This is a genomic window from Marinobacter qingdaonensis (assembly GCF_034555935.1).
GTDB lineage: Bacteria > Pseudomonadota > Gammaproteobacteria > Pseudomonadales > Oleiphilaceae > Marinobacter > Marinobacter qingdaonensis.
Genome location: NZ_JAYDCJ010000003.1, coordinates 1,032,965 through 1,056,907, shown reverse-complemented (window position 1 = coordinate 1,056,907; position 23,943 = coordinate 1,032,965). Strand labels below are relative to the sequence as shown.

General features: G+C 64.2%; 23 protein-coding genes. 14 read left to right on the top strand and 9 right to left on the bottom strand.

The window, feature by feature from the left end:
- Nucleotides 1-1,029 carry an anthranilate phosphoribosyltransferase gene (gene trpD, locus U5822_RS07980; RefSeq protein ID WP_322855098.1) on the top strand — a complete coding sequence of 343 codons (1,029 nt, stop codon included), beginning with the start codon at nt 1-3 and terminating at the stop codon, nt 1,027-1,029.
- Between the two features lie 165 nt (nt 1,030-1,194).
- Nucleotides 1,195-2,007 carry an indole-3-glycerol phosphate synthase TrpC gene (gene trpC, locus U5822_RS07975; protein WP_322855097.1) on the top strand — a complete coding sequence of 271 codons (813 nt, stop codon included), beginning with the start codon at nt 1,195-1,197 and terminating at the stop codon, nt 2,005-2,007.
- 152 nt (nt 2,008-2,159) lie between these two features.
- On the opposite strand, the gene U5822_RS07970 is transcribed toward trpC, so the two are convergent.
- The 5 genes from U5822_RS07970 to U5822_RS07950 all read right to left on the bottom strand — a co-directional run bounded on the left by U5822_RS07970 (nt 2,160) and on the right by U5822_RS07950 (nt 6,104).
- Complete coding sequence (locus U5822_RS07970; RefSeq protein WP_322855096.1) at nt 2,160-2,774, bottom strand: DUF4202 domain-containing protein; 615 nt, start codon at nt 2,772-2,774, stop codon at nt 2,160-2,162.
- Between the two features lie 46 nt (nt 2,775-2,820).
- Nucleotides 2,821-3,486, bottom strand: coding sequence for a glutathione S-transferase family protein (locus tag U5822_RS07965; protein WP_322855095.1), 666 nt, complete (start codon nt 3,484-3,486; stop codon nt 2,821-2,823).
- Nucleotides 3,487-3,536: 50 nt separating this feature from the next.
- The gene (locus U5822_RS07960) at nt 3,537-4,154 is read right to left on the bottom strand and encodes a glutathione S-transferase family protein (RefSeq protein ID WP_322855094.1); all 618 of its coding nucleotides are present in this window, start codon (nt 4,152-4,154) and stop codon (nt 3,537-3,539) included.
- Between the two features lie 98 nt (nt 4,155-4,252).
- Entirely contained in the window at nt 4,253-4,987 is a 735-nt protein-coding gene (locus U5822_RS07955) for an alpha/beta fold hydrolase (RefSeq protein ID WP_322855093.1), read from the bottom strand.
- Between the two features lie 16 nt (nt 4,988-5,003).
- Complete coding sequence (locus tag U5822_RS07950) at nt 5,004-6,104, bottom strand: M14 family zinc carboxypeptidase (RefSeq protein WP_322855092.1); 1,101 nt, start codon at nt 6,102-6,104, stop codon at nt 5,004-5,006.
- 306 nt (nt 6,105-6,410) lie between these two features.
- On the opposite strand from U5822_RS07950, the gene U5822_RS07945 reads away from it, so the two are divergent.
- From U5822_RS07945 to U5822_RS07930, 4 genes are all read left to right on the top strand, one after another.
- Nucleotides 6,411-7,382, top strand: a complete 972-nt coding sequence (locus tag U5822_RS07945) for an ABC transporter substrate-binding protein (protein ID WP_322855091.1) — start codon at nt 6,411-6,413, stop codon at nt 7,380-7,382.
- 105 nt (nt 7,383-7,487) lie between these two features.
- Nucleotides 7,488-8,522, top strand: coding sequence for an ABC transporter permease (locus tag U5822_RS07940; RefSeq protein WP_322855090.1), 1,035 nt, complete (start codon nt 7,488-7,490; stop codon nt 8,520-8,522).
- 10 nt (nt 8,523-8,532) lie between these two features.
- Nucleotides 8,533-9,582: a quaternary amine ABC transporter ATP-binding protein gene (locus U5822_RS07935; protein ID WP_322855089.1), complete on the top strand. Its 1,050-nt coding sequence runs from the start codon at nt 8,533-8,535 to the stop codon at nt 9,580-9,582.
- 77 nt (nt 9,583-9,659) lie between these two features.
- Nucleotides 9,660-10,496, top strand: a complete 837-nt coding sequence (locus U5822_RS07930) for a substrate-binding periplasmic protein (RefSeq protein ID WP_322855088.1) — start codon at nt 9,660-9,662, stop codon at nt 10,494-10,496.
- On the opposite strand, the gene U5822_RS07925 is transcribed toward U5822_RS07930, so the two are convergent.
- The gene (locus U5822_RS07925) at nt 10,472-11,455 is read right to left on the bottom strand and encodes an META domain-containing protein (RefSeq protein ID WP_322855087.1); all 984 of its coding nucleotides are present in this window, start codon (nt 11,453-11,455) and stop codon (nt 10,472-10,474) included. The two genes, U5822_RS07930 and U5822_RS07925, sit on opposite strands and share 25 nt — an antisense overlap.
- Before the next feature lie 82 nt (nt 11,456-11,537).
- On the opposite strand from U5822_RS07925, the gene U5822_RS07920 reads away from it, so the two are divergent.
- The 4 genes from U5822_RS07920 (at nt 11,538) to U5822_RS07905 (ending at nt 15,313) form a co-directional block, all read left to right on the top strand.
- A complete protein-coding gene (locus U5822_RS07920) occupies nt 11,538-12,278 on the top strand; it encodes a glutathione S-transferase family protein (protein ID WP_322855086.1) in 741 nt (246 codons plus the stop codon).
- Between the two features lie 117 nt (nt 12,279-12,395).
- Nucleotides 12,396-13,370 carry a sterol desaturase family protein gene (locus U5822_RS07915; RefSeq protein WP_322855085.1) on the top strand — a complete coding sequence of 325 codons (975 nt, stop codon included), beginning with the start codon at nt 12,396-12,398 and terminating at the stop codon, nt 13,368-13,370.
- Nucleotides 13,336-14,259, top strand: coding sequence for an alpha/beta hydrolase (locus tag U5822_RS07910; RefSeq protein WP_322855084.1), 924 nt, complete (start codon nt 13,336-13,338; stop codon nt 14,257-14,259). The genes U5822_RS07915 and U5822_RS07910 overlap by 35 nt, the downstream gene beginning before the upstream one ends.
- A gap of 97 nt (nt 14,260-14,356) precedes the next feature.
- Nucleotides 14,357-15,313, top strand: a complete 957-nt coding sequence (locus tag U5822_RS07905; RefSeq protein WP_322855083.1) for an alpha/beta fold hydrolase — start codon at nt 14,357-14,359, stop codon at nt 15,311-15,313.
- On the opposite strand, the gene crp is transcribed toward U5822_RS07905, so the two are convergent.
- Nucleotides 15,298-15,939, bottom strand: a complete 642-nt coding sequence (gene crp, locus U5822_RS07900; protein ID WP_322855082.1) for a cAMP-activated global transcriptional regulator CRP — start codon at nt 15,937-15,939, stop codon at nt 15,298-15,300. The two genes, U5822_RS07905 and crp, sit on opposite strands and share 16 nt — an antisense overlap.
- A gap of 270 nt (nt 15,940-16,209) precedes the next feature.
- On the opposite strand from crp, the gene U5822_RS07895 reads away from it, so the two are divergent.
- The 4 genes from U5822_RS07895 (at nt 16,210) to U5822_RS07880 (ending at nt 19,237) form a co-directional block, all read left to right on the top strand.
- Nucleotides 16,210-16,632, top strand: coding sequence for an OsmC family protein (locus U5822_RS07895; protein WP_322855081.1), 423 nt, complete (start codon nt 16,210-16,212; stop codon nt 16,630-16,632).
- Nucleotides 16,633-16,802: 170 nt separating this feature from the next.
- A complete protein-coding gene (gene speD, locus U5822_RS07890) occupies nt 16,803-17,597 on the top strand; it encodes an adenosylmethionine decarboxylase (protein WP_322855080.1) in 795 nt (264 codons plus the stop codon).
- Between the two features lie 154 nt (nt 17,598-17,751).
- Nucleotides 17,752-18,354, top strand: a complete 603-nt coding sequence (locus U5822_RS07885) for an FMN-dependent NADH-azoreductase (protein WP_322855079.1) — start codon at nt 17,752-17,754, stop codon at nt 18,352-18,354.
- 37 nt (nt 18,355-18,391) lie between these two features.
- Complete coding sequence (locus U5822_RS07880; protein WP_322855078.1) at nt 18,392-19,237, top strand: pirin family protein; 846 nt, start codon at nt 18,392-18,394, stop codon at nt 19,235-19,237.
- A gap of 6 nt (nt 19,238-19,243) precedes the next feature.
- Here U5822_RS07880 and U5822_RS07875 read toward each other — a convergent pair whose 3' ends face one another.
- Together U5822_RS07875 and U5822_RS07870 are read right to left on the bottom strand one after the other, a co-directional pair.
- Nucleotides 19,244-20,110: a phosphoribulokinase gene (locus U5822_RS07875; protein WP_322855077.1), complete on the bottom strand. Its 867-nt coding sequence runs from the start codon at nt 20,108-20,110 to the stop codon at nt 19,244-19,246.
- Nucleotides 20,111-20,129: 19 nt separating this feature from the next.
- Entirely contained in the window at nt 20,130-23,885 is a 3,756-nt protein-coding gene (locus tag U5822_RS07870; RefSeq protein WP_322855076.1) for a DUF1631 family protein, read from the bottom strand.
- Nucleotides 23,886-23,943 lie beyond the last annotated feature (58 nt).

The window sequence follows — 23,943 nt, the reverse complement described above, 5'->3', positions numbered from 1 at the left end:
ATGGACATGAAAGAAGCTCTGAACCGGATTGCCTCCAACCTGGACCTGTCCCGGGATGAGATGAAACAGGTCATGCGCATCGTCATGAACGGCGAAGCCACTGACGCCCAGATCGGCGCCTTCCTGATGGGACTGCGCCTCAAGAGCGAGACCATCGACGAAATCACCGGCGCCACCGAGGTCATGCGCGAGCTGGCCACCGGCGTCACCGTCAAGGCCGAGCCCCTGATCGACATCGTCGGCACCGGCGGCGACGGCTCCAACCTGTTCAACGTGTCCTCGGCCTCGGCGTTCGTGGTCGCCGCCGCCGGCGGTTACGTGGCCAAGCACGGCAACCGCGGGGTGTCGTCCAAGAGCGGCAGCGCCGACCTGATCGAGAAGGCCGGCATCAACCTGAACATGACACCGGAACAGGTCGCCCGCTGCATCGAGCAGATTGGCGTCGGCTTCATGTTCGCCCCGGCCCACCATGGTGCCATGAAGCACGCCATCGGCCCGCGCAAGGAACTGGGCTGCCGCACCATCTTCAACATCCTGGGCCCGATGACCAATCCGGCCGGCGTCAAACGTCAGTTGCTGGGAGTGTTCACCCGGGAGCTGTGCCGACCCATGGCGGAGGTGCTGCATCGCCTGGGTTCCGAGCACATCCTGGTGGTCTGCTCGAAAGACGGCCTGGACGAGATCAGTCTGGCCGGGCCGACCCACGTGGCCGAGCTGAAAAACGGCGAGATCACCGAGTACGACATCACTCCGGAAGACCTGGGCATCAAGAGCCAGTCCCTGGTGGGCCTGACCGTGGACAGCTCCGAGGACTCCCTGAAGCTGATCCGCGCCGCCTTCGGCCGCGGTCACGACGAGATGGCGGAAAAGGCCCGGGACCTGATCGCCCTGAACGCCGGTGCCGCGATTTACGTCGCCGGCCTGGCGGCGACACCGAAAGCGGGTGTCGATCTGGCCCTGGACGCCATCGGTTCCGGCCTGGCAGCGGGCAAAATGTCCGAGCTGGCCGATTTCTCCCAATGCTTTTAATCCCGGTTGGCGACTGACGCCGCCGGACGACCCGGTGGGGTGGGGCCTTCCAAAATCGGCCCGTGAATAAGTCCCTGTAGGGCTTGGCTGCAGCCATCCATGGCTGCAGACAGTTTTGGAAGGCCCCACCCCACCGGCTCTCGCTGACAATTCAGTAGGTTCGTTATGACTGACAGACATTTGGACAAGACCCCCACCATCCTTCGGAAAATCGTTGACCGGAAGTGGGAGGAAATCGACGAGCGCAAACGAAAAGTCAGCATCGACGATCTGAAAGCCAAAGCCGGCGACCAGCCGCCAGCCCGCGGTTTTTCCGATGCCCTGCGCCGACGCATTGAACAGCAGACCCCGGCGGTGATTGCCGAGATCAAGAAAGCGTCCCCGAGCAAGGGCATCCTGCGGGACCCGTTCGAGCCGGCGGTGATCGCCGAGAGCTACGAACAGGGCGGTGCCGCCTGCCTGTCCGTGCTCACCGACAGGGACTTTTTCCAGGGCCACGAGGACTACCTGGTGGCGGCCCGCAACGCCTGCAGCCTGCCGGTGATCCGCAAGGACTTCATGGTGGCGCCCTACCAGGTTTACGAGAGCCGGGCCATTGGCGCCGACTGCATCCTGCTGATCGCCGCCTGCCTGACCAAGGACCAGATGCAGGAACTGGAAGGTATCGCCCACGAGATCGGCCTGGACGTGCTGGTGGAAGTGCACGACGGCGCCGAACTGGACGACGCCCTGACCCTGACCACGCCGCTGGTGGGCATCAACAACCGCAACCTGCACACCTTCGAGGTGTCCCTGGACACCACCTTCGACCTGCACGAGCGGATCGGCGCCGACCGCCTGAGCATCACCGAGAGCGGCATCATGACCCGCGCCGATGTGGACGCCATGACCGGGCGAGGGATTTACGGTTTCCTGGTGGGTGAGTCGTTCATGCGGGCCGAGGAGCCGGGGCAAAAACTTCAGGAGCTGTTCTTTTAGGGCCGCCTACTGAGCTGCCCGACCGGGGCGGCGGGTAGAGCCGACCAAAATCGTGCGGAGCCATGGATGGCGGAGCCGAGCATACAGGGAGGTATTCACTGCGGATTTTGGGCGGCTCTACCCGCCGCCCCGCACGCGTCAGTCGAAGCCCACTATTCCCCAGGCTCAGCCAACGCCTCCTGCAACAACGCCAGCAGGTGCGCCGGCATCCCCGCCGCCAGCTTCAGTGCGGCCTCATGCCCCCGCGGTGACATCTTGCCCCAGGTCCGGCGCACAATACGTAGCCATTTCTCGCGATCGTAGTCCGCCTTCTCCTCATAGAAGTCTGCGAAATAACGCTCCAGAAACACCATGCAAGCGACGTCTTCCAGCAATTGCGTGTCGGCGTCCTTGCGCAGCTCGCGTTTGGTGAGAATGGTCTCCACCTTCTCGCACTCGGCGGCCTGGTAACCGCATTCGGCCATGATCTCGGCGGCCCGTCGCCCATGCATCCGACCGCAGGCCTGGCGCCACTGATAATAGGCCTTGCGGCCCTCCGGGTAGTCGCTACGCGGCATGGTCCAGCGCTCAATGTGCTGGGCCCGGCAGGCGATCTGCATGCGCTCGGACGGCGCCGGTTCCAGGGCGAACAACCAACGGGTCATGTGCAGACTGTAGGCGTATTCCCGCGGCAGCGAGTCGCCGTCGACGGTTTCCCGGTTCGGGTCGGCGCGATTGGCGCCATCAATTTTATCCAGTGCACAGGTCAGTTGTGCCGAGGCGGTCATGGCCGGCTCCTGTTGGTTGGTTTCGAGGGGTGAATTTAGGTCCTGCTCAGCGGGTCACCATGGTCTGGGCACTCTTGACCAGGTCGTCGGTGTTCTCCGGCCGCTCCGGCTTGCGGATCCCGGTCGCGCAGCCGGGGCGATCATAGAGCTCGTCGACCCAACGCCGCAAGCGTTCCAGGCCGTCCATGGACACCCCGGACCAGTTGTAGGTGCGCACCCAGGCCCAGTTGGCAAAATCGGCGATGGTGATCTCGTCACCGGCCAGGTAGCGGGACTGGCCCAGGCGGGTGTCCAACACCTCGAACAGGCGCCGGCACTCGTGCTGGTAGCGGTCGATGGCGGGCTGGATCTTCTCCGGAAAATACCGGTAGAACACATTCGCCTGGCCCATCATCGGGCCGACGCCGCCCATCTGGAACATCAGCCACTGCAGCGCGCGCGAGCGCACCTTGGGGTCGGCGGGGTAGAACTGGCCGTACTTCTCGGCCAGGTACACCATGATGGCGCCGGATTCGAATACCACGAAGTCGTCGTTGTCCCGGTCGACAATCACCGGAATCCGGCCGTTGGGATTCATGGCCAGAAACTCCGGGGTCTTCTGGGCGCCCTTTGACAGGTCGATGGGGATGAGGTTGTACTCTATCCCCAGTTCCTCGAGCAGCACGGACACCTTGTGGCCATTGGGGGTTGGCGAGGTATACAGGTCTATCAACTCAGTCTCCTGATTCGTCAGTGAGCATCGGTGCGTGGCGCACCGGGCATTCACACCTGGGCGGACGGCCGGGCCTTGATCCGGTCAAACCAGGCCTGCAGGTTGGTCTGCTCCGGCTGGATGCGAATGTCGATGACCCGGGCAAAGGCGACGGTGGTGAAGGCGTTGATGTCGGCGGCGGTGAAGCGATCCAGGCAGATGTAGTCCTTGCCCTCGAGCTGCTTGTTCAGGAAGTGCATGAACTTCTGCACCTGCTGGCCACACTCCTCGCCCCATTCCTTGATCGGATTCATGCGATCCTTGAAGTAACCACTGGTGTGCTGGAAGCACATACCGGTGGGCATGAAGAAGAACAGCTCGATCCAGCGCAGCCACTGCTCCATCTGGGCTTTCTCCAGCGGGGTTTCACCCAGCAGCTTGGGCGCGTCCGGATAGCTCTCCTCAAAGTAGCGACAGATCGCCATGGTCTCGGCGATGCAGGTGCCGTCGTCCAGCTCCATCACCGGCACCTTTTTCATCGGGTTGCGGGCGGCGTATTCCGGGGTCAGGTTTTCGCCCTTCTGCAGGTCGATCTGAACGAATTCGGCTTGATCGAGCAGCCCCTTTTCGGCCATGAACATGCGCACGCGACGGGGATTGGGGGCGGTTTTGGTTTCGAAGATTTTCATTGTTGTTGGCTCCGTTCCGGCCTGGGTTTGAGAACCCTGTCAACGACAGGCAAACCGTGAGCCTGCCCCGATCGGACGGTTGCGTCAAGCAACCGGAACTACCGGGCCAACCAATCTCGAAGCCGGCGAATCAACCAATCCGGGTCGTCGATGACCAGGTCGTGGCCGGCATCCGGGTGCAGTTTCAGGGTCCACAACCAGCGTTGCTCCAGTTGCGCGCTGCATTGCCAGTGCACGATGCGGTCACCCCGGCTGGCCAGCAGCAGGGCATCGGGCATCGGACGCTGGCGTCCCGGCCGGTAGCGGGCGGCCGCGGTCATCTGGCGCAGGGCATTGCCGGCACTGACCGGACGCTGGCGTTGGATCCGGTACCAGTGCTTGACCAGCTCCAGGGGCGGCTCCCGGTTGGAGGTCAGGCGCAGTATGTCCCGTTCCCGCTCGAACAGCTCGCGCCGGGCCAGGAGCCGGAGCACTCTGGGCCAGGCACCGGGGCGCATGCGCTGCCAGAAGGGGCTGAAGCCGGAGCTGGTGTTGATCAGCACCAGGTTCTGGATCTCCCCTTCCGGCGCGTGCTGGGCCCAGTCCAGCGCCACCATGCCGCCCATGGACATTGCCAGGATACTGAACGGTTTGGGGATATGGGCCACCTGCCGACGCACCACTTCGCGGATGCCGGTTATGGTGTCCGGGCTGGTCTCGCGAAAATGCACGCCGGTACCGGGCAAGTCGACCGGGTGGAATCGGTGCTCCGGAAACGACGCCTGCAGCCGTTCCGGAAAATCACCCCAGTGCGCCTGTTCGCGGGTCAGCCCGCGCAACAGAATCCAATCCATACAGCGCCAATCCTTATCAGCGAGCGTCCCGATACCAATGCATGATCGCGGCTTCTCTCAGCATGGACTCCTCTTCCCGTACCGGCAACCAGTTTTCATGGCTGGCGGCGGCGTTCACCAGGAAGTCGATCCAGGTCAGATGGCTGCGCAGCACCCGCTGGTGCCGATGGGGCACCAGCGGATTGAACAGACCGTCGAGCCGCAGCAACTGTCGCGGACGTTTGCGCACCCAGCGCCAAGACCCCATTTCCAGGGTCAGGGGCAGGAACACGCCGTCGCTCTCGCGATTGACCTGCTTATAGAAATAGTCCCAGAGATCCCCGTGGGTCAGGTAATGGAGGGACTGGGGCTCGAACCGGTAATCGTGATTGGGGTAGGCCTGCTCCCAGATCAGCTTGAGCGCCATGACCGAGGCAATGCGGCGCATCGGTCGGCGGCGGTAGGCGTAGGGAAACCAGATCTGGTCCTTCCAGCCGAACCCGGAGTGGCAATCGAGCGCGGCACTGAACGGCCGGCCCGGAATCAAGTCCTGAATCACCGACTCCAGCGCCCGGTTCTCGGCTTCCATGCCCTGCTCCGGATCGCCGGTGTACCAGGGCAGCCGGGGCGACAGCCGCTGCCCTCCGAGCAGGAAGGCGCTGCGTTCCTGGGCCACGATCGGGGCGTTGCGCATCAGGTCGACGCCGTTGGGGTTGCTGCGCTGGTTCAGGAACATGCCGCCCGGGTTCAGGATCGGCAACAGGGTGATCCGCACGCTCTGCAACAGCTGGCGCAGGCCGTCGTCCCAGCGCAGTCGGGCCAGCACCGAACTGAGCCAGGCCATCACCACCTGGCTGCCAATACGCTCCAGTCCATGTACCCCACCCACCAATAACAGGGCCGGGGCGTCCGGACGCTCGCAGCCCAGATCGACCCGATAGATCGGCAGCGCCAGATCGGCGACCGGTATCCGGTCCAGCACCTGGGTGGTCACCTGGGTCGGCGCCTCCGCCAGCATCCGTTCCAGCTGCACCATTTCCGGCAGGAAGGTCCGGAGTGCCCGGCGCTGGCGACTGTCCCGGCTGGCTTGTTCGGCCGCGATGGCGGTGTGCGGTGTCAGTGTCCGCAGTTCGGTCATAGAGCGCTCCCCCTAAACGGCTGGAGTCTAGCCGGCAATTGCTACAGACGTTTGACACTCAGGCCCTCGGCACCGACCGATACGTACACCAAGAAGACAGATTAGTTGGCATCCAACTTGTATCTTGGCTCAGGATCCTTATCCTAAAAAACGTGTAATGTTCAAGGCCTTAGCATTTTGTCTGCCAGAACCGTCTTCACCAAGAGCACCGCGACTTCGATCTGTTACGGCCACCGGGCCGTAATCTGTGAACTATCCTTCATGTACGAGCAAGTAATCTGCCAACCCCGATAAGGAGAAGTGATTATGCGCAAGATCCTTTCCGCCGCACTGCTGTGCGCCGCCGCCAGTCCGGCCATGGCCCAAGCCAATGAGTGTGGTCAGGTGTCCATCACCGAAATGAACTGGGCATCGGCTTCGGTGGTCACCAACGTCGCCAAGTTTGTCATGGAGCAGGGCTACGGCTGTGACGTGGCCGTGGTCCCATCCGACACCGTGCCGGCGGTTACCTCGGTAGCCGAGAACGGCGAGCCGGACATTGTGACCGAGCTGTGGGTCAATTCCACCGGCGAAGTGTTCAAGCGCCTGGAGGAAGAGGGCAAGATCGTGCGCCTGGGTGAGGTGCTGTCGCCGGGTGGCGTTGAAGGCTGGTGGCTGCCGACCTACGTAGTGGAAGAGCACCCGGAGCTGAAAACCATTGAAGGCATCATGGCCAACCCGGAGCTGGTCGAAGGTCGCTTCAACAACTGCCCGGACGGCTGGGGTTGCCGGATCGTCAACGACAACCTGATCCGCGCCCTGAACCTGGAAGACTCCGGCATCGAGGTGTTTAACCACGGCTCCGGTGAGACCTTGGCTTCGTCCATGGCGTCGGCGGTACAGAACCAGGAGCCCTGGTTCGGCTACTACTGGGGCCCGACCGTGCCGCTGGGTAAGTTCGACATGACCCGCATCGACCTGGGCGAATACAAGGCCGAGGTTCACGCCGCCAACGCCAACAAAGATGTGGACAACCCCGGCGTTTCTGACTTCCCGGCTGCCCCAGTGCTGACCGCGGTCACCACCAGCTTCCAGCAGCGGGAGCCGGAAGTGGCCGAGATGCTGAGCAAGATGACCTTCCAGACCGACACCATGAGCCAGGTCCTGGCCTGGAAGAGCGACAACAACGCCTCGGCTGAAGAGGCGGCGGTGTACTTCCTGAGCAACAACACCGACACCTGGAAAAACTGGCTGAACGACTCAGCCCGCGAGCGCCTCGCCGCCATCCTGGGCGAGTAACCCTCGATGCAATGACAGGGCCGGCACCGGCCCTGTCTGCGTTCCATCTTCAGCAACCCAATGTCCGTTCACCTGGCGGAGCTACGCGCAGGAACCTGACACATCATGGCTACCTACGATTTCGTGTTTTCATCACTGGGTCTCGACGACTGGTGTTCCGAGGGCAAAAGCGATGCCCCCATGTCCATGGCCCAGTTGCTGTCCAAGGCCAAGGGCGAAGAGGCCCCCGAGGTTTCGGCCTGGGACCTCCCGTTTCCGTCCATGGACGCCCTCAACAAGGCCTGCCCGGCCTTTCCCCAATCCCGGGAACTGACCAAGGGCCTGGAAGAAGGCTTTCTCGCCATCAAGGACAGCCTGAGTGTTGTTCTCGACCCGATTACCCAACCCCTGAGCTGGGCCCTCGACGGCACCCTGTACGCCATGCTCAGCGCACCCTGGTGGATCATCATTCCGATTCTGCTGGCGGTGGTGTTCCTGGTCACCAAATCCTGGAAGCTGGTGTCCTTCGTCGCCATCAGCTTCGTTACCCTGGCGTTCATCGACTATTACGAATACGCCATGCAGACCCTGGCCATCATTTTTGTCTGCGCCTTCCTCTGCGTGCTGCTGGGGGTACCCATCGGCATTGCCATGTCCCGCAGTGACGTGATGCAACGCATGACCATACCGGTGCTCGACATGCTGCAGACCCTGCCGCCGTTCGTGTACCTGATTCCGCTGATCTTCCTGTTCAGCGTGACCGAATCCAAGCTGTACGGCATCGCCATCATCCTGTACGCCATCGTGCCGGTGATCCGGCTCACCAACCTGGGCATCCGGCTGGTGGACAAGGACGTGATCGAAGCCGCCGACGCCTTCGGCATGACGCCCCGGCAGAAACTGTTCAAGGTCCAGATTCCCCTGGCCCTGCCCAACATCATGGCCGGCGTGAACCAGACCATCATGATGAGTCTGGCCATGGTGGTCATTGCCTCCCTGGTGTCGGCACCGGGCCTGGGCGTGCTGGTGCTGCGGGGCATCCGCAACCTGGAGCTGGGGGTCGGACTGGTGTCCGGTCTCGGCATCGTGATCCTGGCCGTGATTCTGGACCGGGTCACCAAGGCCTCTCTGGCACGCATCAATGCCGCCCAAAAGCAGTGAGGACAGAGACGTGGCAAGAGATATCAAGATTTCGATCAAGAACCTGTACAAGATCTTCGGCCCGACCCCCGACGTCGGGCTGGAGTATGTCCGCCGCGGCATGAACAAGGCCGATCTGCTGGAAAAGCAGAACCACGTGCTCGGTCTGCGGGACATCAATGTCGACATGCGCGACGGTGAGATCACCGTGATCATGGGGCTGTCCGGCTCCGGCAAATCCACCCTGATCCGGCACCTGAACCGTCTGATCGAGCCCACCGCCGGGGAGATCCGGTTCGGCGGCGAGAACGTGCTCGACTACGGCGAGGAGGACCTGCGCAAACTGCGGCGCGAGCGCATGTCCATGGTGTTCCAGAAGTTTGCCCTGCTGCCGCACCGGACCGTGCTGGAGAACGCCGGCATGGCCATGGACGTGCGCGGCAAGAAGGTCCGGGACTACGAGGCCGAAGCCAAGAAATGGCTGGCCCGGGTGGGCCTGGAAGGCAACGAAAACCAGTACCCGCACCAGCTGTCGGGTGGCATGCAGCAGCGGGTGGGTATTGCCCGGGCGCTGGTGTCCAACGCCCCGGTGATGCTGATGGACGAGGCCTTCTCGGCCCTGGACCCGCTGATCCGCTCGGACATGCAGGACCTGCTGCTGGAGCTGCAGGAGGAACTGCACAAGACCATCGTGTTCATCACCCACGACCTGGACGAGGCGCTGAAACTGGCCGATCACCTGGTCATCCTGAAAGACGGCGAGGTGGTGCAACAGGGCGACCCCCAGGACATCCTGCTGCACCCGAACGATCCCTACATCATCGACTTCATCGCCGACATCAACCGGGCCCGGGTGCTGCGTGTCCGCTCGATCATGACCCAGCCCGAGGGTGACGACATCGAGTACGCCGGCGACATTTCCGACAAGGACAATCTGGAGACGGTGTTGTCCCGGTCCGAGGGCGACACCAGCCTGACCTTCCGGGTGGTCCGGGACGGCGAGCAGGTGGGCGTGCTGGCGATGAAGGATCTGGCCCAGGCCCTGGTGCCCACCGAAGCGTCCGGCGAACGGTCCAGTTAGGGGCCTCGGGTTACAACGTCCGGCACAAGGAGTATGATTCAGGCTCATTTGCCCTGACGGCCCCTGGCCGAATCATCATGCTGAGACCCCTGCTCCTGGCCGGCCTGGTCGCGCTGGCGGCCTGTTCGCCGCCGGACGACACCACGCCCACCACCTCGACCACTGTGGCCGAGCCTGCGGTGCTGGCCGCCGGTCCAGCGCCCGGTCAACGCCGGGTCGTGACCCTCGCCGCGGATCCCTGGTGCCCCCACAACTGCGACGCGAATTCGGACCGCCAGGGCTACATGGTGGAGATTGCCCGTGAAGCCTTTGCGCTGGCACAGCTGGAGGTGGAATACACCAACATGAGCTGGGCCCGGGCCCTGCAGCAGGCCGACGCCGGCCAGATTGACGCCGTGGTCGGGGCCTTCACCGGCGACGCCCCGGATTTTGTCTTCCCGGACGAAGCCATCGGCCATGCCCGGATCGGGCTGTTCAGCCACGCCGACAGCGACTGGCGCTACCGCGGCATAGCCTCGCTGGATGAGCACAAGCTGGTCGCCATCAACGGCTACTCCTACTCACCGGAACTGGACGCCTACATCGACGACCACCAGGACGACCCGGGCCGGGTCTGGATCCTGTCGGGCCCGTCGCCCCTGGACCGGGCCATCGAACTGCTGGAACAGCGCCGCTCGGACGTCCTGGCGGAAGACCTCGAGGTCATGCGCTGGACCCTCGACCAGTTGGACAAGCAGGAAGCCCTGCGCCAGGTCGGCCAACTCGAGCGGTTGCCGGTGTACGTCGCCTTTTCTCCCGCCAACCCCCACTCTGACGATCTGGCTGCGCTGCTGTCGGAAGGTATCCGCAAACTGCGCCGCTCCGGTCGCCTGGCGGCCATTCTGGACCGTTACGGCATGTCGTGGTCGGACTGAAACGCGGTCATGGTAGCGCCGGTGTCGGTTGACAGCCGCAGCGAACCGTCCTGACCAATGCGGGCCCGGGTTACCTGGCCCAGCAACTCGAGGAAGCGGGCCTCCTGTTGCATCAGCGCCGGCGCGCAGGCCATGCGGGTGCTGCCCAGGCCACTGACTGTCAGGGCACCGCTGTCACTGAGCTGGTACTGCCCCTGATAGCGGTTGCACGAGGCCCGACCGGCAATCCGGTCGTCGGCCAGAAACTGGAGGGTCAGGCGGGAACGGTCGATGATGCCGGCGCCGGCCAGATCCTCGACCACCCACTCGGTGCCCCGGAACAGGCGCTGGGGGTCGCCGCCACAGCCATCGTAGCCTTCCCCATTGACCGTCAGCCGGACCTGGTTCGGAAACTGGCCACCGGTGACCGGATCCTGGCACAGCTGGCCGGCCACCGTCAGTCGGGCCCGCACGCCATCGGCCTGGGCCACGAACTCGCGACCATGACGGTCGGCGTGGGCAAGCGCCACCGGCAGCTGCAGGGTCTGATCTGTCTCATAGGGCGGATGCAGCACCAGGGTGTCGTCCTGCATGCGCGCTTGCCAGGCAGGCGTGCTGCCCTGGGCCGTGAACGGCAGCGCCAGCGCCCCGGGTGGCAGGCACTCCGGATACTCCTGGCCGCGGATGGTCAACCGGGTCCGCCCCTCCTCGCGCACCAGGCGGGTGCTGGGATCGCCGGGCGCCAGGTACACACCGGCGGCCCCGGTGTCGGCCGGCTTCAGGAGCAGACCCTTGTCGAGGTATTGCAGGTTGATCAGCGGATGGGCCGGATCCATCATCACCGTCAGGTCGAGCTGCCCGCAGGCGTAGGTCTCGACCACCGGCTCAGTGGATTCCGAGGAGGGTGAGACGGCGCAGGCCGTCATCAGGAGACTGGCGACGGCGACCACCGCCAGCCCCGTTTTTGGGGGTGCAAACATAGTCAACATCCTTGCTAAATGATTCCTTCTTATCCCGCCGTCGCACCTTTATGCTAAGGGCCTGACACCAAGGAGACCGTTCATGGCACTCAAACTCTATCAGTTCGCCATTTCCCACTACTGTGAAAAGGTTCGCTGGGCATTGGATTACAAGGGCCTGAATTACCAGACCGTGACCCTGCTGCCCGGCCAGCACATCAAGACCGTCCGGCAGCTCACCGGCGGCAAGGATACCTCAGTTCCGGTGCTCGATCACGACGGCCACTGCGTCCAGGGCTCGGCCCAGATTCTCGATTACCTGGACCAGACCTTCCCGGAGCGCCCGCTGACCCCGTCCGACCCGGATCTGCGGGACCAGGCCCTGGCCTGGGAACGCCGACTCGACGACGAGGCCGGTCCGGCGGTGCGGTGCTACGCCTACCATCATTTCCTGAAGCGGCCGAAAGTGGTGATCCCGATGCTGACCGCGGGCACCCCGTTCTACAACCGCTACCTGCTCAGCCTGGTGTTCAGTCGCGTCGAGGAGACCATGCGCCAGTGGATGAAGATCAATGAGAAAACCTCGGAGAAATCGCGCCTGGTCATGGAGCAGCTGCTGACCGATCTGGCCGAGCGCTACCGCCAGCACTCGTTCCTGGTTGGTGACAGCTTCACCCGCGCCGATCTCACCGCCGCCGCCATGTTCGCACCCATGTTCCAGCCGGCGGCCTACCCGGTGCCCTGGCCCAAGGCCAACAAGATCCCCGCCGACATCAAGGCCTGGCTGGAGCAGTGGCAGCCGCAACTGCAGGTGCTGTCTAAGGTGTACCAGGACCACCGCTGACCGTCGATGCCCGGCGCTGTCGCAAATCGCCAGCGCCGGTGGCGGGAACCGACACTGGCTCCCGGGCCAGGCCGTGCCAGACTGGCACCTGAATAACAACAACCCGACAGGTTTGCCATGACCCTGACCGACATGCTGCTGGCGGTGCTCGATCGCAGTGGGCTCCGACCCGCGTGGGACGCGCTTGCGCCCTGGCTGGCGCTGGATGAACGGCAGTTGATCTTTGTGATCGCGACCCCGGTGTTCATTGCCGTGGCACTCTGGGAATACCTGCGCATCCGGCACAACCCGGCGCTGATGGACACCCGCGAGGCGGTGCGCAATTTTGCCCTGGGGGCGGGCTACCAGCTCACCGAGTTGCTGTTCGCCGGCATCATCGCCTTTCCGGTCTATGCCCTGTGCTACCACTACCGGCTCCTGGACCTGGAGCTGACCTGGTTCACCGGCGCGCTCACCTTTCTTGGCGTGGACTTCTGTTTTTACTGGATGCACCGGGCCAGCCACCGCATCCGCTGGTTCTGGGCCGCCCACGTGGTGCACCATTCCTCGGAACGGATGAATTTCTCCACCGCCATGCGCCAGAACGCCACCAACATCTTCAATGGCAACTGGGTGTTCTACCTGCCCCTGGCGCTGCTGGGGCTGAACCCGGTGTGGATTGGCATCGCCTACGCCCTGTCGCTGGTGTACCAGTTCTTCATCCACACCACCCTGGTGGGCCGGCTACCGGCCTGGATCGAATGGCTGTTCAACACCCCCAGCCACCACCGCGTGCACCACGGTCGCAACCCCGGCTACATCGACCGCAACTACGGCGGCACCCTGATTGTCTGGGACCGGCTGTTCGGCTCCTTTGTCGACGAGGCCGCCACCGAGCCGCCCGAGTACGGCATTACCCGGCCGGTGCCCTCGAACAATCTGTTCGTGCTCTGGACCCACGAATACGTCGACCTGTTCCGCGACATGGCCCGCCCGGGCAGATTATGGTCTCGACTCAACCACCTATGGCAACCGCCGGAATGGGAACGACCGGCCCCGGACGACTCAGGGAACCCCCATGCACGCACACCCGTTCACACTGACCAGCCGTGACGATCACACCATCACCGGCACCCTGTTCCAGCCCGCCGCCCCGGCCTCGGTACTGGTCATCGCCCACGGCATGGCCGAACACGCCGGCCGGTACATCGATTTTGCGCGCTGGCTCGGGACCCAGGGCATTGCCGTCGTCACCTACCACCACCGGGGCCACGGCGATCAGGGCCCGACCGAAAAGCTCGGTCACTACAGCGACAACGACGGCTGGGCCAAGGTCACCGACGACCTGTACCGGGTGATAAGCCAGGCCCGCACCACCTTCCCCGACCTGCCGCTGACCCTGCTCGGCCACAGCATGGGGTCGTTCATTGCCCAGAGCCTGGCGCAGCAGCACCCCGGCGCGATCGACGCCCTGATCCTGAGCGCCAGCAACCGGATCCATCGGCCCCAGTTGCTGGTCTCCCGATGCCTGGTTGGCGCCATTCGTGGCCTACGGGGCCGGCGCCATCGCAGTGCCCTGATCACCCGGCTGACCTTCGGCCAGTTCAACCGGCGCTTCCAGCCGACCCGGACCGACTGCGACTGGCTGAGCCGGGACCCGCGCCAGGTCGATGCCTACCGCGCTGATCCGGCCTGCGGTTTCGACTGCAGCGTCGGGCTCTGGTACGACTTCCTGGGCGGTATGCTGGCCATCGACCCGCGCCGCTGGCGCAAGGACCTGCCGGTGCACCTGTTTGGCGGCAGCGAGGATCCGGTCGGGGAAATGGGCCAGGGCCTGACCCGGCACTTCCGGGCCATCCGCGAGGCCGGGGTGCAACGGGTCACGCTCCGGCTGTTTGCTGGCGGCCGGCATGAGATGCTGAACGAGACCAACGCCGACGAAGTCTGGGCGCACGTGGCCGCCCTGTGCCAGCCCGCTCACGCAGACGCCGCTCCGGCCTGACCTTCCGGACCGGAATCTGGCCCATTTGGCTCCGGCTTCGGCCACGCCCGACCGCTACCCTTGAGGCATTCAATCACTCTGCGCCGGGGAAGCCGCGATGACGGGCACCACACATCGAATAGACAGCGGCGGCGTCCATCTGCACGCCGTCACCGAGGGTAACCCCGAGGGGCCACCGCTGGTGCTGGTCCATGGCTACCCGGACAACCACCGGGTCTGGGACCGGGTCGTGGCCGAGCTGGCCGACGAGTTCTGGCTGGTGCGTTACGACGTGCGCGGCGCCGGCGCGTCCAGCAAACCCCGACGCACCCGGGACTACCGGCTGCCCTACCTGGCCGGCGACCTGCAGGCGGTGGTCGATCAGTTGCTGCCCGGACGGCCGTTTCACCTGCTTGCCCACGACTGGGGCTCGATCCAGAGCTGGGAGTCGGTCACCACCGAACCCCTGAACCGGCGCATCCTGTCGTTCACCTCCATTTCCGGCCCCAGCCTCGACCACGTCGGGCACTGGCTGAGAAGCCAATGGCGGGATCTCCGGGGGGGCGGCACCGGGCGCGTTCTGCGCCAGCTGCAAAGCTCCTGGTACGTCTTCCTGTTCCAGTTGCCGGTGCTGCCGGAGCTGGCCTGGCAAGGTGGGCTGGACCGGCTGTGGCCGGCCTACCTGAGGGCGCGCGAGGGCGTCACCGACGCCCGCCGGACCGAGTGCCAGAAGGCCGATGGCCGATTCGGGGTCAAACTGTACCGGGCCAACTTCCTGCCCCGGCTGGCACGACCGGCCGAGCGTCACGCCCGGTGCCCGGTCCAGCTGCTGGTGCCGACCCAGGACCATTACGTGGGACCCCAGGTGTTCGAACAGCTGGAGCAGTGGGTGCAGTCGCTGACGCGTCGGGAATTGGCGGCGCCCCACTGGGCGCCGATGACGGATGCCGGCGCCATCGCGGCGGCGGTGCGGGAGTTTGTCCGCGCCCAGGTAGTCCCCGGGGCGACGGCCGGGAAGCCGGCAACGGCGCCCGGCCCGGTGGCCGATCCGGTGCGGGATCAGCGGGTGCCGTAGACCACCATGGTCTTGCCCTTGACCATGACCAGACCCTGATCCTCCAGGGTCTTGAGAACCCGGCCCACCATCTCGCGGGAGCAGCCGACAATCCGGCCAATTTCCTGGCGGGTAATCTTGATCTGCATGCCATCGGGATGGGTCATGGCGTCCGGCTCCTTGCACAGGTCCAGCAGGGTACGCGCGACCCGGCCGGTGACGTCCAGGAACGCCAGATCGCCCACCTTGCGGGTGGTCTGACGCAGGCGCGAGGCCATCTGCTCGCCGATGAAGTACAGCACCCGAGGGTCCTGCTGGGCAATTTCCCGGAACTTGGTGTAGGAGATCTCGGCGACCTCGCATTCGGTCTTGGCCTTGACCCAGGCGCTGCGGGAATCCATGTTGTCGAACAGGCCCATCTCGCCGAAGAAATCGCCGGCGTTCAGGTAGGCCATGATCATCTCCCGGCCATCGTCGTCTTCGATGATGACGGTGACGGAGCCCTTGACGATGTAAAACAGCGAGTCGCTTTTGTCACCGGCGTAGATGATCGTACTCTTGGCGGGGTAACGGCGGCGATGACACTGCGACAGGAAATAGTCGAGGTGCTTGGTTTTCTGCTCAACCGGCTTGACGATAGTGGCCATAATGCGAGTCGTGCCTCCTCAATACTGGCGGGTCCCAATGGTTGTTATTCACCCGGCTTTCCCTGCGGGTTCGTGCTTTTTTATTCAAAAACACCGCAACTTATAACAAGAAGGCCTGACTTCGGCAACCGGAAACCAGCCACAGTATGACGTCATCGACGACGCGGTTGGCTGCCGCCCGCCGGCGACTGTGCTAGCATCCGGCACACTGTCTTTATCAAGGTGCCGGCCAGCCCGGTGCCGAACCCTCTGATTCGGAGACCATCCGCCATGAAAGCAACCGTTGACTGGACCGGCAATGCCAGCTTCAAGGCCACCAGTGGCAGCGGCCACAGCGTGCAACTGGACGGCCCACCCGACCACGGCGGCGAGAACCTGGGCCCACGCCCGATGGAAATGCTGCTGATGGGCCTGGGCGGCTGTTCGGCCTTTGATGTCATGAGCATCCTCAAGAAAAGCCGTCAGGACGTCACCGCCTGCCATACGGAACTCGAGGCGGAGCGTGCCGACGCGGTGCCGGCGGTGTTCACCAAGATCCACCTGCACTTTGTGGTGACCGGGCACAACCTCAAGGAAAATCAGGTCAAACGGGCGGTCAGCCTGTCGGCGGAGAAGTACTGCTCGGCCTCGATCATGCTGGAAAAAGCCGGCGTCGAAATCAGCCACAGCCATGAAATCCGGAACGCCGGCTAAACCCGTGCAAACCACGACTATTCAAGGTCATTTGCGGTGTGCATAATACGCACCCTCTCCGCCGGTCTGCGCAAAAGGTGAACAACCCGGTCAGTAGTCGGTGGCGGCCTCGGCAGCACGCATAAGGCGATGCTGCAGTCATTCATCTCCACACATCGGAGGGGCTGAGCGTGGAAACCAAACTCCAGCTGCATGGTTTCAACAACCTGACCAAATCCCTGAGCTTCAACATCTACGACATCTGTTATGCGCAGACCGAGGAGCAACGCTCCGCGTACATCGATTACATCGATGAGATGTACAACGCCGAGCGCCTGACCCAGATCCTGACCGACGTGGTCAAGATCATTGGTGCCAACGTGCTCAACATCGCGCGCCAGGACTACGAGCCCCACGGCGCTTCGGTGACCATGCTGATCGCCGAGCACGAGCTGACCAATGGCGAAGAACCGGACAACGAGGAGTCACCGGGCCCCATGCCAGACACCATCGTGGCGCACCTGGACAAGAGTCACGTGACCGTGCACACCTACCCGGAAAGCCATCCCCACGACGGCGTCAGCACCTTCCGGGCCGACATCGACGTGTCCACTTGCGGGTTGATTTCACCACTCAAGGTGCTGAACTACCTGATCCACAGCTTCGACTCCGACGTGGTCACGGTGGACTACCGGGTGCGCGGCTTCACCCGCGACGTCGATGGCACCAAGCACTACATCGACCACGACATCAACTCGATCCAGAACTACCTGACCGAGGACACCCAGGCCGCCTACCAGATGATCGACGTCAACGTGTACCAAGAAAACCTGTTCCACACCAAGATGATGTTGAAGAACTTCGATCTCGACAATTACGTGTTCGGGGTCAATGCCAGTGACCTGGATCCGGCCGAGGCCCAGTCCATCGAGGACCGCCTGCGTCGGGAAATGCTGGAAATCTTCTACTCCCGCAACGTCGAATAAGCCGCGCCGACGGCCACGGCCGTGCGCCCAGACGGGCGCACGGCGCATTGATCAAATTTTCTGACCAAACCTTCCAAGATTCTCCGATTTCTTCTTCCCGCCCGCCGCAGTTCAATAGCCCCATACCAAGCGATAGCCATCGGAGGCATTGAACATGAAAAACATTCTCGTCATCACCGCCAGCATCTTCGGCCAGGGCGGCCAGTCCTCACAACTGGTGAACCAGACCCTGGACAACCTGCGCCAGAGCCATGGCGAACTCAAGATCCAGCACCGCGACCTGACCGCCGAGCCGGTGCCGCACCTGGACGCCGAGCGCTTTGGCGCCTTCATCACCGGCGCGGACGAGCGGGACAGCCAGCAACAGCAGGTGGCCGACTATTCAGATTCACTGATCGAAGAAGTCCAGCAGGCCGACATCATCGTCATGGGCGTGCCCATGTACAACTTCGGCATTCCGTCGGTGCTGAAGGCCTATTTCGATCACATCGCCCGGGCCGGCATCACCTTCCGCTACACTGAAAACGGCCCGGTCGGCCTGCTTGAGGACCGCCCGGTCTACATTCTGGCGGCCCGGGGCGGCATTTACGCCAACACCCCGAACGACTCGCAGACCCCGTTCCTGCGCTCGTTCCTCGGCTTCCTGGGCCTGACCGACGTGCACTTCGTGTTCGCCGAGGGTCTGAACATGGGCGAGGAACAGAAGGAATCGGCCCTACAGGATGCCCATCGCAACATTGCCACCCTGACCGCCTGAGGGCGGGTGCAGATCCCTGCGGGGAAGGAGTTTCACCATGACTGAACGTACCATCGAACGGGTGATCCCGGGCGCCGAAACCTCAGACGGTGCCGGCGTCCGCATCAAGCGCTCGCTCGGCCAGCAGCCGTCGCTGCGGCTGGACCCGTTCCTGATGCTGGACGAGTTCGGGTCCTCGGACGCCGCCGACTACATCGCCGGCTTCCCGGCCCACCCCCACCGCGGCTTCGAGACGGTTACCTACATGATCGAGGGGCACATGCTGCACGAGGATCATCTGGGCAACCGCGGTGATCTGCGCAACGGCGGCGTGCAGTGGATGACCGCCGGGCGCGGCATCATCCACTCGGAAATGCCCCAGCAGGAGGCCGGGACCATGCGCGGTTTCCAGCTCTGGCTGAACCTGCCCGGGGCGGAGAAGATGACCGAGGCGGGTTACCGCGACATCCAGCCGGAACAGATCCCGGAGATCGAGCTGGCCGGTGGCCGGATCAAGCTGATCGCCGGCGTTTTGACCCTGGACGGCGAGGAGCACGAGGGCGCGGTCACTGGCCGTAGCACCGACCCGCTGATCGCCGACCTTAGGCTGGCGCCGGATGCCGAGCTCAGCCTGCCGGTGCCGACCGGTCACAACGCCATGCTGTACCTGTACGAGGGCGACGCCAACATGGCCGACCTGGCGCTGCGGCGCAGCGCCGCCAACGTCCTGGGTGACGGCGATCGGATCAGCCTGCGGGGCGGACCGAGCGGGGCCCGGGTGATGCTGATTGCCGGCAAGCCGATCGGCGAGCCGGTGGTGCAGTACGGACCGTTCGTGATGAACACCCGGGAGGAGATCGAGCAGGCCCTGCAGGACTACCGGGACGGCCGGCTCACCGCCTGATCCGACTCAGGCGAAGGGCTTGCGCGCCATCAGGCGCTGGACCATGGGTCGCACCAGCAGATCCATGGCCAGCGCCATTTTTGTGCCCGGAATCACCAGGGTATCGTGCCGGGACAGGCTGCTGTTGGCGATCACCTGCAGCAGGTAGGGAAAATCCACCTCGGACGGCTCCCGGAACCGGATCACCAGCATGCTTTCGTCCTCGGTAGGCACGTCCCGGACCACGAAGGGGTTGGAGGTGTCCACCAGGGGAATGCGCTGGAAGTTGATGTGGGTGTGGGAGAACTGCGGCACGATGTCGTGCACGTAGTCGTCCATCCGGTTGATGATAGTCTCCACCACCGCTTCCTGGCTGTAGCCGCGTTTGTGGGTGTCCCGATGGATCTTCTGGATCCATTCCAGGTTCACAATCGGCACCACCCCAATCAGCAGATCCACATACTGGGCGATGTTGAAGCTCTCGCTCACCACCCCGCCATGCAGTCCCTCGTAGAACAGCAGATCGGTTTCCGGCGGCAGCGGCCCCCATGGGGTAAAGGTGCCGGGCTTGTGACCGGCCGCCAGCAGTTCCCGGTCCTCGTCGTGCACGTACTGGCGGTAGCGGCCGTTGCCGGTGTGGCCATAGTCGTAAAACAGGGCCTCAAGCTTGTCGATGTGGTTGGCCGCCAGGGCAAAATGGTTGCGCTCGCCAAACTGGCCCTTGGCCGCCAGCCGGGCCATCTGCTCGCGGTTGTAGCGGTGGAAACTGTCGCCGCTGACCATGGCCGCATTCAGGCCTTCGCTGGCGAACATCCGGTTGAAAATCTGTCCGGTCGTGGTGGTGCCGGCGCCCGAGGAACCGGTAACAGCGATGATCGGGTGACGTTTGGACATACAGAAACGGGTCCGGGAATCAGGTGAGACTGTCGAGCAGTCGCGGTTTTTCGACCACGAAGCCCTGGGCGTAATCGACACCCAGCTGGGCCAGCAGATCCAGAATATCGCGGGACTCCACCTGCGAGGCAATGACTTCCCGCTTCATGTAGTGGGCCATCTGGACCATTGACTGGACCATGGCGCGGTCGGTCTCGCTGGTGGTCAGCTGGCTGGTGAAGGTGCTGTCGATCTTGATCAGGTCCACCGGCAGTGAGCGCATGAACTGGAACGAGCTCGGGCCGCTGCCGAAATCAGCCAGGCAGAACCGACAGCCGAGCTCCTTCATCTCCAGCATGAACTCGGCGATGGCCTCGACGTCGTTGATGGCAGACGCCTCGGTCAGCTCGAACCAGAGCCGTTCGATGGGCGCGTCGGCCTGGCTGAGTTTCTCGTAGATGAACTCAAGCAAGGACTGGTCGTTCAGGGAGTGCCCGGACAGGTTGATGCAGATCCCGCCCATGTGGCGTGGGTCCGGCGCCTTGTCCCGCAGCCAGTCGAGCATGTGCCCGACCACCCAGCGGTCGACCGCCTGCATGCGGTCGTAGCGTTCGGCCATGCGCACGAAATCGCGCCCGGTAATCAGGGTGCCGGCATCGTCGTACATGCTGATCAGCACTTCGTACTGGGGCGACATGCTGGCCTGGGCGTTGAGCGGGATGATTTTCTGGCAGCGCAGCAGCATGCGCTCCTCGTTCAGATCACTGAGCCCGGCCACCTTGGCGGCAATCTGTTCCTGCCGGGCCTGGTCGTCGGCGTCCAGGGCGTATTCGGCCACCTTGCCGTGGCCCTGCTGCTTGGCTGCCGCCAGGGCCTGTTCCGAGGCCCGCAGCCAGCGCTCGGCACTGACCAGGGTGGCCAGCTCCGGGACCAGGCCAACGCTGGCCGACAGCCGGTAGCTGCGATCGTCGAAGGTGAACGAGGCCGCCTCCACCGACGCGATCAGATCCCGGGCCACCTTGGCCGCGTGCTCGGTCGGCACCAGCATGGCGAATTCGTTGCCGCCCAGCCGGGCCAGGGGCATGCCATCCTCCACCGCCCGCCCGAGCAGGTCGGCCACCTGTTTCAGGGTGGCGTCGCCGGCCTGGTAACCGGCGGTGTCATTCAGCAGCCGGAACCGGCGCAGGTCCAGGCGCAACAGCGCCCGCTCGTCCTCACGCCGGGCCAGTTGCTGATCCAGCATGCGCTCGAACTCCCGGCGCCCGAGCAGGCCAGTCAATTCATCGTGGGTGGACGCCCAGGACAGCTGGTCGTAGACCTTGCGCACCATCCGGTCGATGCTCTCGTCCACCAACGGGCGCTCGTACTGGTTGTCCGGCACGATGATGCCCTTGCGCATGTGCCGGGCCAGCGCCTCCAACTCGAGCTCCACCACCCGCATGCCCTGGTGGTTGACGAACACGAAGCGGCTGAAGCCGCGGGCAATCCACACCAGCCGGATGTACTGGGGTTCGTCCGGGTTGTCCTGGTCCCGGAGCCAGTCCCCGGTGCGTAATTTCTGGGCCCGATTGATCCAGCGCTGCAGGCTGCGCTGCTCACGCTCGGACAGCTTCTGGCTGTCGGCCTGTTTCGGTTGTGCCGGTGGCACCTCGACCAGCTCCGGCGCCTTGTCGGGACTGCGCACCAGGAACTGCTTGAGCTCGTCGCGGATCTGCGAGGACGGCAGGTGATTGCTGGATATGGACGACAGACCGTCCTGGATCACCCGCAGCAGCTCCGGCAGATTCAGGGTGCTGTCGGGGTCGGCGGCGAACGACAGCAGGGAGTCGATCACCGCCAGGTAGTCCTGCCACAACTGGCTGTCCGGCCCCTGGCGGATCCAGGTCAGCGACAGCAGGTCGCGCCAGCCGCCGTCGAGCAGGCTGAGCACCGCCTTCGGCACCTTGCGACCCGCCAGCTTCTGCTCCAGTACGTCGGCGACTGCCTGCTTGGATTCGGCCACCTTCTGGGCCCCTTCGGCGGCGGCGGTCACCCGTTCGACGTTGCGGCGGTACACCAGATTCTGGCGGTCAATCAGGGTATCGAGTTCCTGCACGGTGTGCTCGAACACGCCGGTGTCCTGCTCGAAATCGGTCATGATGCGCTGGATCAGCTCGTCCACCCGACGCTGCACCACCGGGTTGATACGGCCACCCTTGGCCCCGAGCTGGGCCAGCCGGTTCATCACGCCCCGAACCGGGCTGTCCTGATCGTCGAAGAACGCCGGGTCGCGCATGACCACCTTGAGCACCGGCACTTCCAGCTGGCGCATGCGGTCCTGGGCAAAGTCGCTCAGCTTCGGGCTCTCGATCACCGAGCGGAAGAACCGGTCGACGACATCCAGGGTGCCCTGCTGTTCCTCGTCCAGCTTGCTGTCGCCGCTGGCGCGAACCTTCTCGACCACCCGCTCCTTGAGCGTGGCGGTGTCGGCACCGGCGTCAACACCCTCACTCTGGAGCTGCTGCAATTCGCGATGCAGTTCCCCGGTCGACAGCGGCCGGGCGTTGGGGGCGAAGGCGGCGGGTTCGGGGTCGCCGCGAGCAATGCGGCTGGCGCTCAGGGTGCCCAGCAGGTTGCGCACCGTGGCGAAGGCAGTCTGCGCGGCCTGGGCGTAGTTGCGGAACTCCCCGCCCGCCCGCGCGGTGCGAACCCGCTGGCTGACCGGCGCCGCGACCTGCTCCGCCTCGGCCGGCTCCGGCGCCGCCTCTGGCGCGGCCTTGGCGGTTTCCACCGCGCGCGCCGGGCGGGTGCCGGACTTGCTCACCGTCTGGTCGCTCAGGTATTTGCTCAGATCCAGGTCCGGCAGCACCCCGTGGCGAATCAGGATGTTGTTCAGTTCCTGGTACAGGGGCCCCAATTGCTGCAGCACCGTCTGCTCGAATACCTTGAGACAGACCTTCTCGACCTCGCGGGTCGCCTTCAACTGGCTCAACCCGGCGTGGAAGGATTCACACACCAGCGATGGCCCGAGCGGGTTGTGGTGGCCGGTGCTGTTGGCGATCCCGAGTTTGTCCAGGCGCAGCTTGAGCTGCAGCAGGTCGCCCCGGTACTGGGTGTCGGCCTTGGTCACCATCACCCGGATGGTCAGCCAGTCCTCGAACTCGCCCTTGTCGACCACCGACAGTTCGGAGCCGGGCACCCCTTTCGGGGCGGGCTTCAGGGGTGATTCCAGGGCACGAGCCATCTGGTGCCAGATCACCCGCTGGCGCGCCTGGAGCTGGCCCGAGGCGTCCATGAATTCGTTCGCCTGCTGGTCGTTGGTGGCCTGCTGCGCGGCCTGTTTCAGCCCCGCCACCATGCGCACGAAACAGTCGTCCATCAAGGGTTCGATGAACTGGACCACGGCTTTGGCGGATTGGTGCAGGACGTATTGGACCCGGTCATTGGGCGCCCGCAGGGAGGCCCGGTCCTGGTGCCGGGAGCCGCTGCACTGCTGCAGCATGGCCTCCACGGCTTCCGGATTCGAGCGAGTGAAGTGCACGCCCATGGCGCCGTCTATGCGCCGGACGACGCTGACGTGCAGTTCGTGTCGGCGCTGGCCATCGAGGCTGCGAAAACGCACCACCAGTTCGGACGGGGTACCGGACGCCAGCGCCCGGTCCAACTTGCGGGAGGTATCCCCGGAATAGCGGACAAACAGACCTTCGGCGCAAAAATCCGCGATCTGACACGGCCAGGACTCGCCGCTTCCCAGGTCGATCTGGGCGGCCAGCTTGATGGGTTTGCGCGGACTGCTACGACGTTCTCTCGGATCCATTAACTACCTGATCATTCGTAAACCGGAATGGTCGGGCGCTCGCAGCCGCCCCCTCCGG

Coding starts and splice junctions, on each gene's coding strand:
- U5822_RS07925 (WP_322855087.1), bottom strand. CDS start 11,455: ATGTTTGCACCCCCAAAAACGGGGCTGGCGGTGGTCGCCGTCGCCAGT.
- U5822_RS07970 (WP_322855096.1), bottom strand. CDS start 2,774: ATGACCGCCTCGGCACAACTGACCTGTGCACTGGATAAAATTGATGGC.
- U5822_RS07950 (WP_322855092.1), bottom strand. CDS start 6,104: ATGACCGAACTGCGGACACTGACACCGCACACCGCCATCGCGGCCGAA.
- trpD (WP_322855098.1), top strand. CDS start 1: ATGGACATGAAAGAAGCTCTGAACCGGATTGCCTCCAACCTGGACCTG.
- U5822_RS07885 (WP_322855079.1), top strand. CDS start 17,752: ATGAAAAACATTCTCGTCATCACCGCCAGCATCTTCGGCCAGGGCGGC.
- U5822_RS07945 (WP_322855091.1), top strand. CDS start 6,411: ATGCGCAAGATCCTTTCCGCCGCACTGCTGTGCGCCGCCGCCAGTCCG.
- U5822_RS07960 (WP_322855094.1), bottom strand. CDS start 4,154: ATGAAAATCTTCGAAACCAAAACCGCCCCCAATCCCCGTCGCGTGCGC.
- trpC (WP_322855097.1), top strand. CDS start 1,195: ATGACTGACAGACATTTGGACAAGACCCCCACCATCCTTCGGAAAATC.
- U5822_RS07910 (WP_322855084.1), top strand. CDS start 13,336: ATGCACGCACACCCGTTCACACTGACCAGCCGTGACGATCACACCATC.
- U5822_RS07915 (WP_322855085.1), top strand. CDS start 12,396: ATGACCCTGACCGACATGCTGCTGGCGGTGCTCGATCGCAGTGGGCTC.
- U5822_RS07920 (WP_322855086.1), top strand. CDS start 11,538: ATGGCACTCAAACTCTATCAGTTCGCCATTTCCCACTACTGTGAAAAG.
- U5822_RS07930 (WP_322855088.1), top strand. CDS start 9,660: ATGCTGAGACCCCTGCTCCTGGCCGGCCTGGTCGCGCTGGCGGCCTGT.
- U5822_RS07905 (WP_322855083.1), top strand. CDS start 14,357: ATGACGGGCACCACACATCGAATAGACAGCGGCGGCGTCCATCTGCAC.
- crp (WP_322855082.1), bottom strand. CDS start 15,939: ATGGCCACTATCGTCAAGCCGGTTGAGCAGAAAACCAAGCACCTCGAC.
- U5822_RS07875 (WP_322855077.1), bottom strand. CDS start 20,110: ATGTCCAAACGTCACCCGATCATCGCTGTTACCGGTTCCTCGGGCGCC.
- U5822_RS07895 (WP_322855081.1), top strand. CDS start 16,210: ATGAAAGCAACCGTTGACTGGACCGGCAATGCCAGCTTCAAGGCCACC.
- U5822_RS07955 (WP_322855093.1), bottom strand. CDS start 4,987: ATGGATTGGATTCTGTTGCGCGGGCTGACCCGCGAACAGGCGCACTGG.
- U5822_RS07880 (WP_322855078.1), top strand. CDS start 18,392: ATGACTGAACGTACCATCGAACGGGTGATCCCGGGCGCCGAAACCTCA.
- U5822_RS07870 (WP_322855076.1), bottom strand. CDS start 23,885: ATGGATCCGAGAGAACGTCGTAGCAGTCCGCGCAAACCCATCAAGCTG.
- U5822_RS07940 (WP_322855090.1), top strand. CDS start 7,488: ATGGCTACCTACGATTTCGTGTTTTCATCACTGGGTCTCGACGACTGG.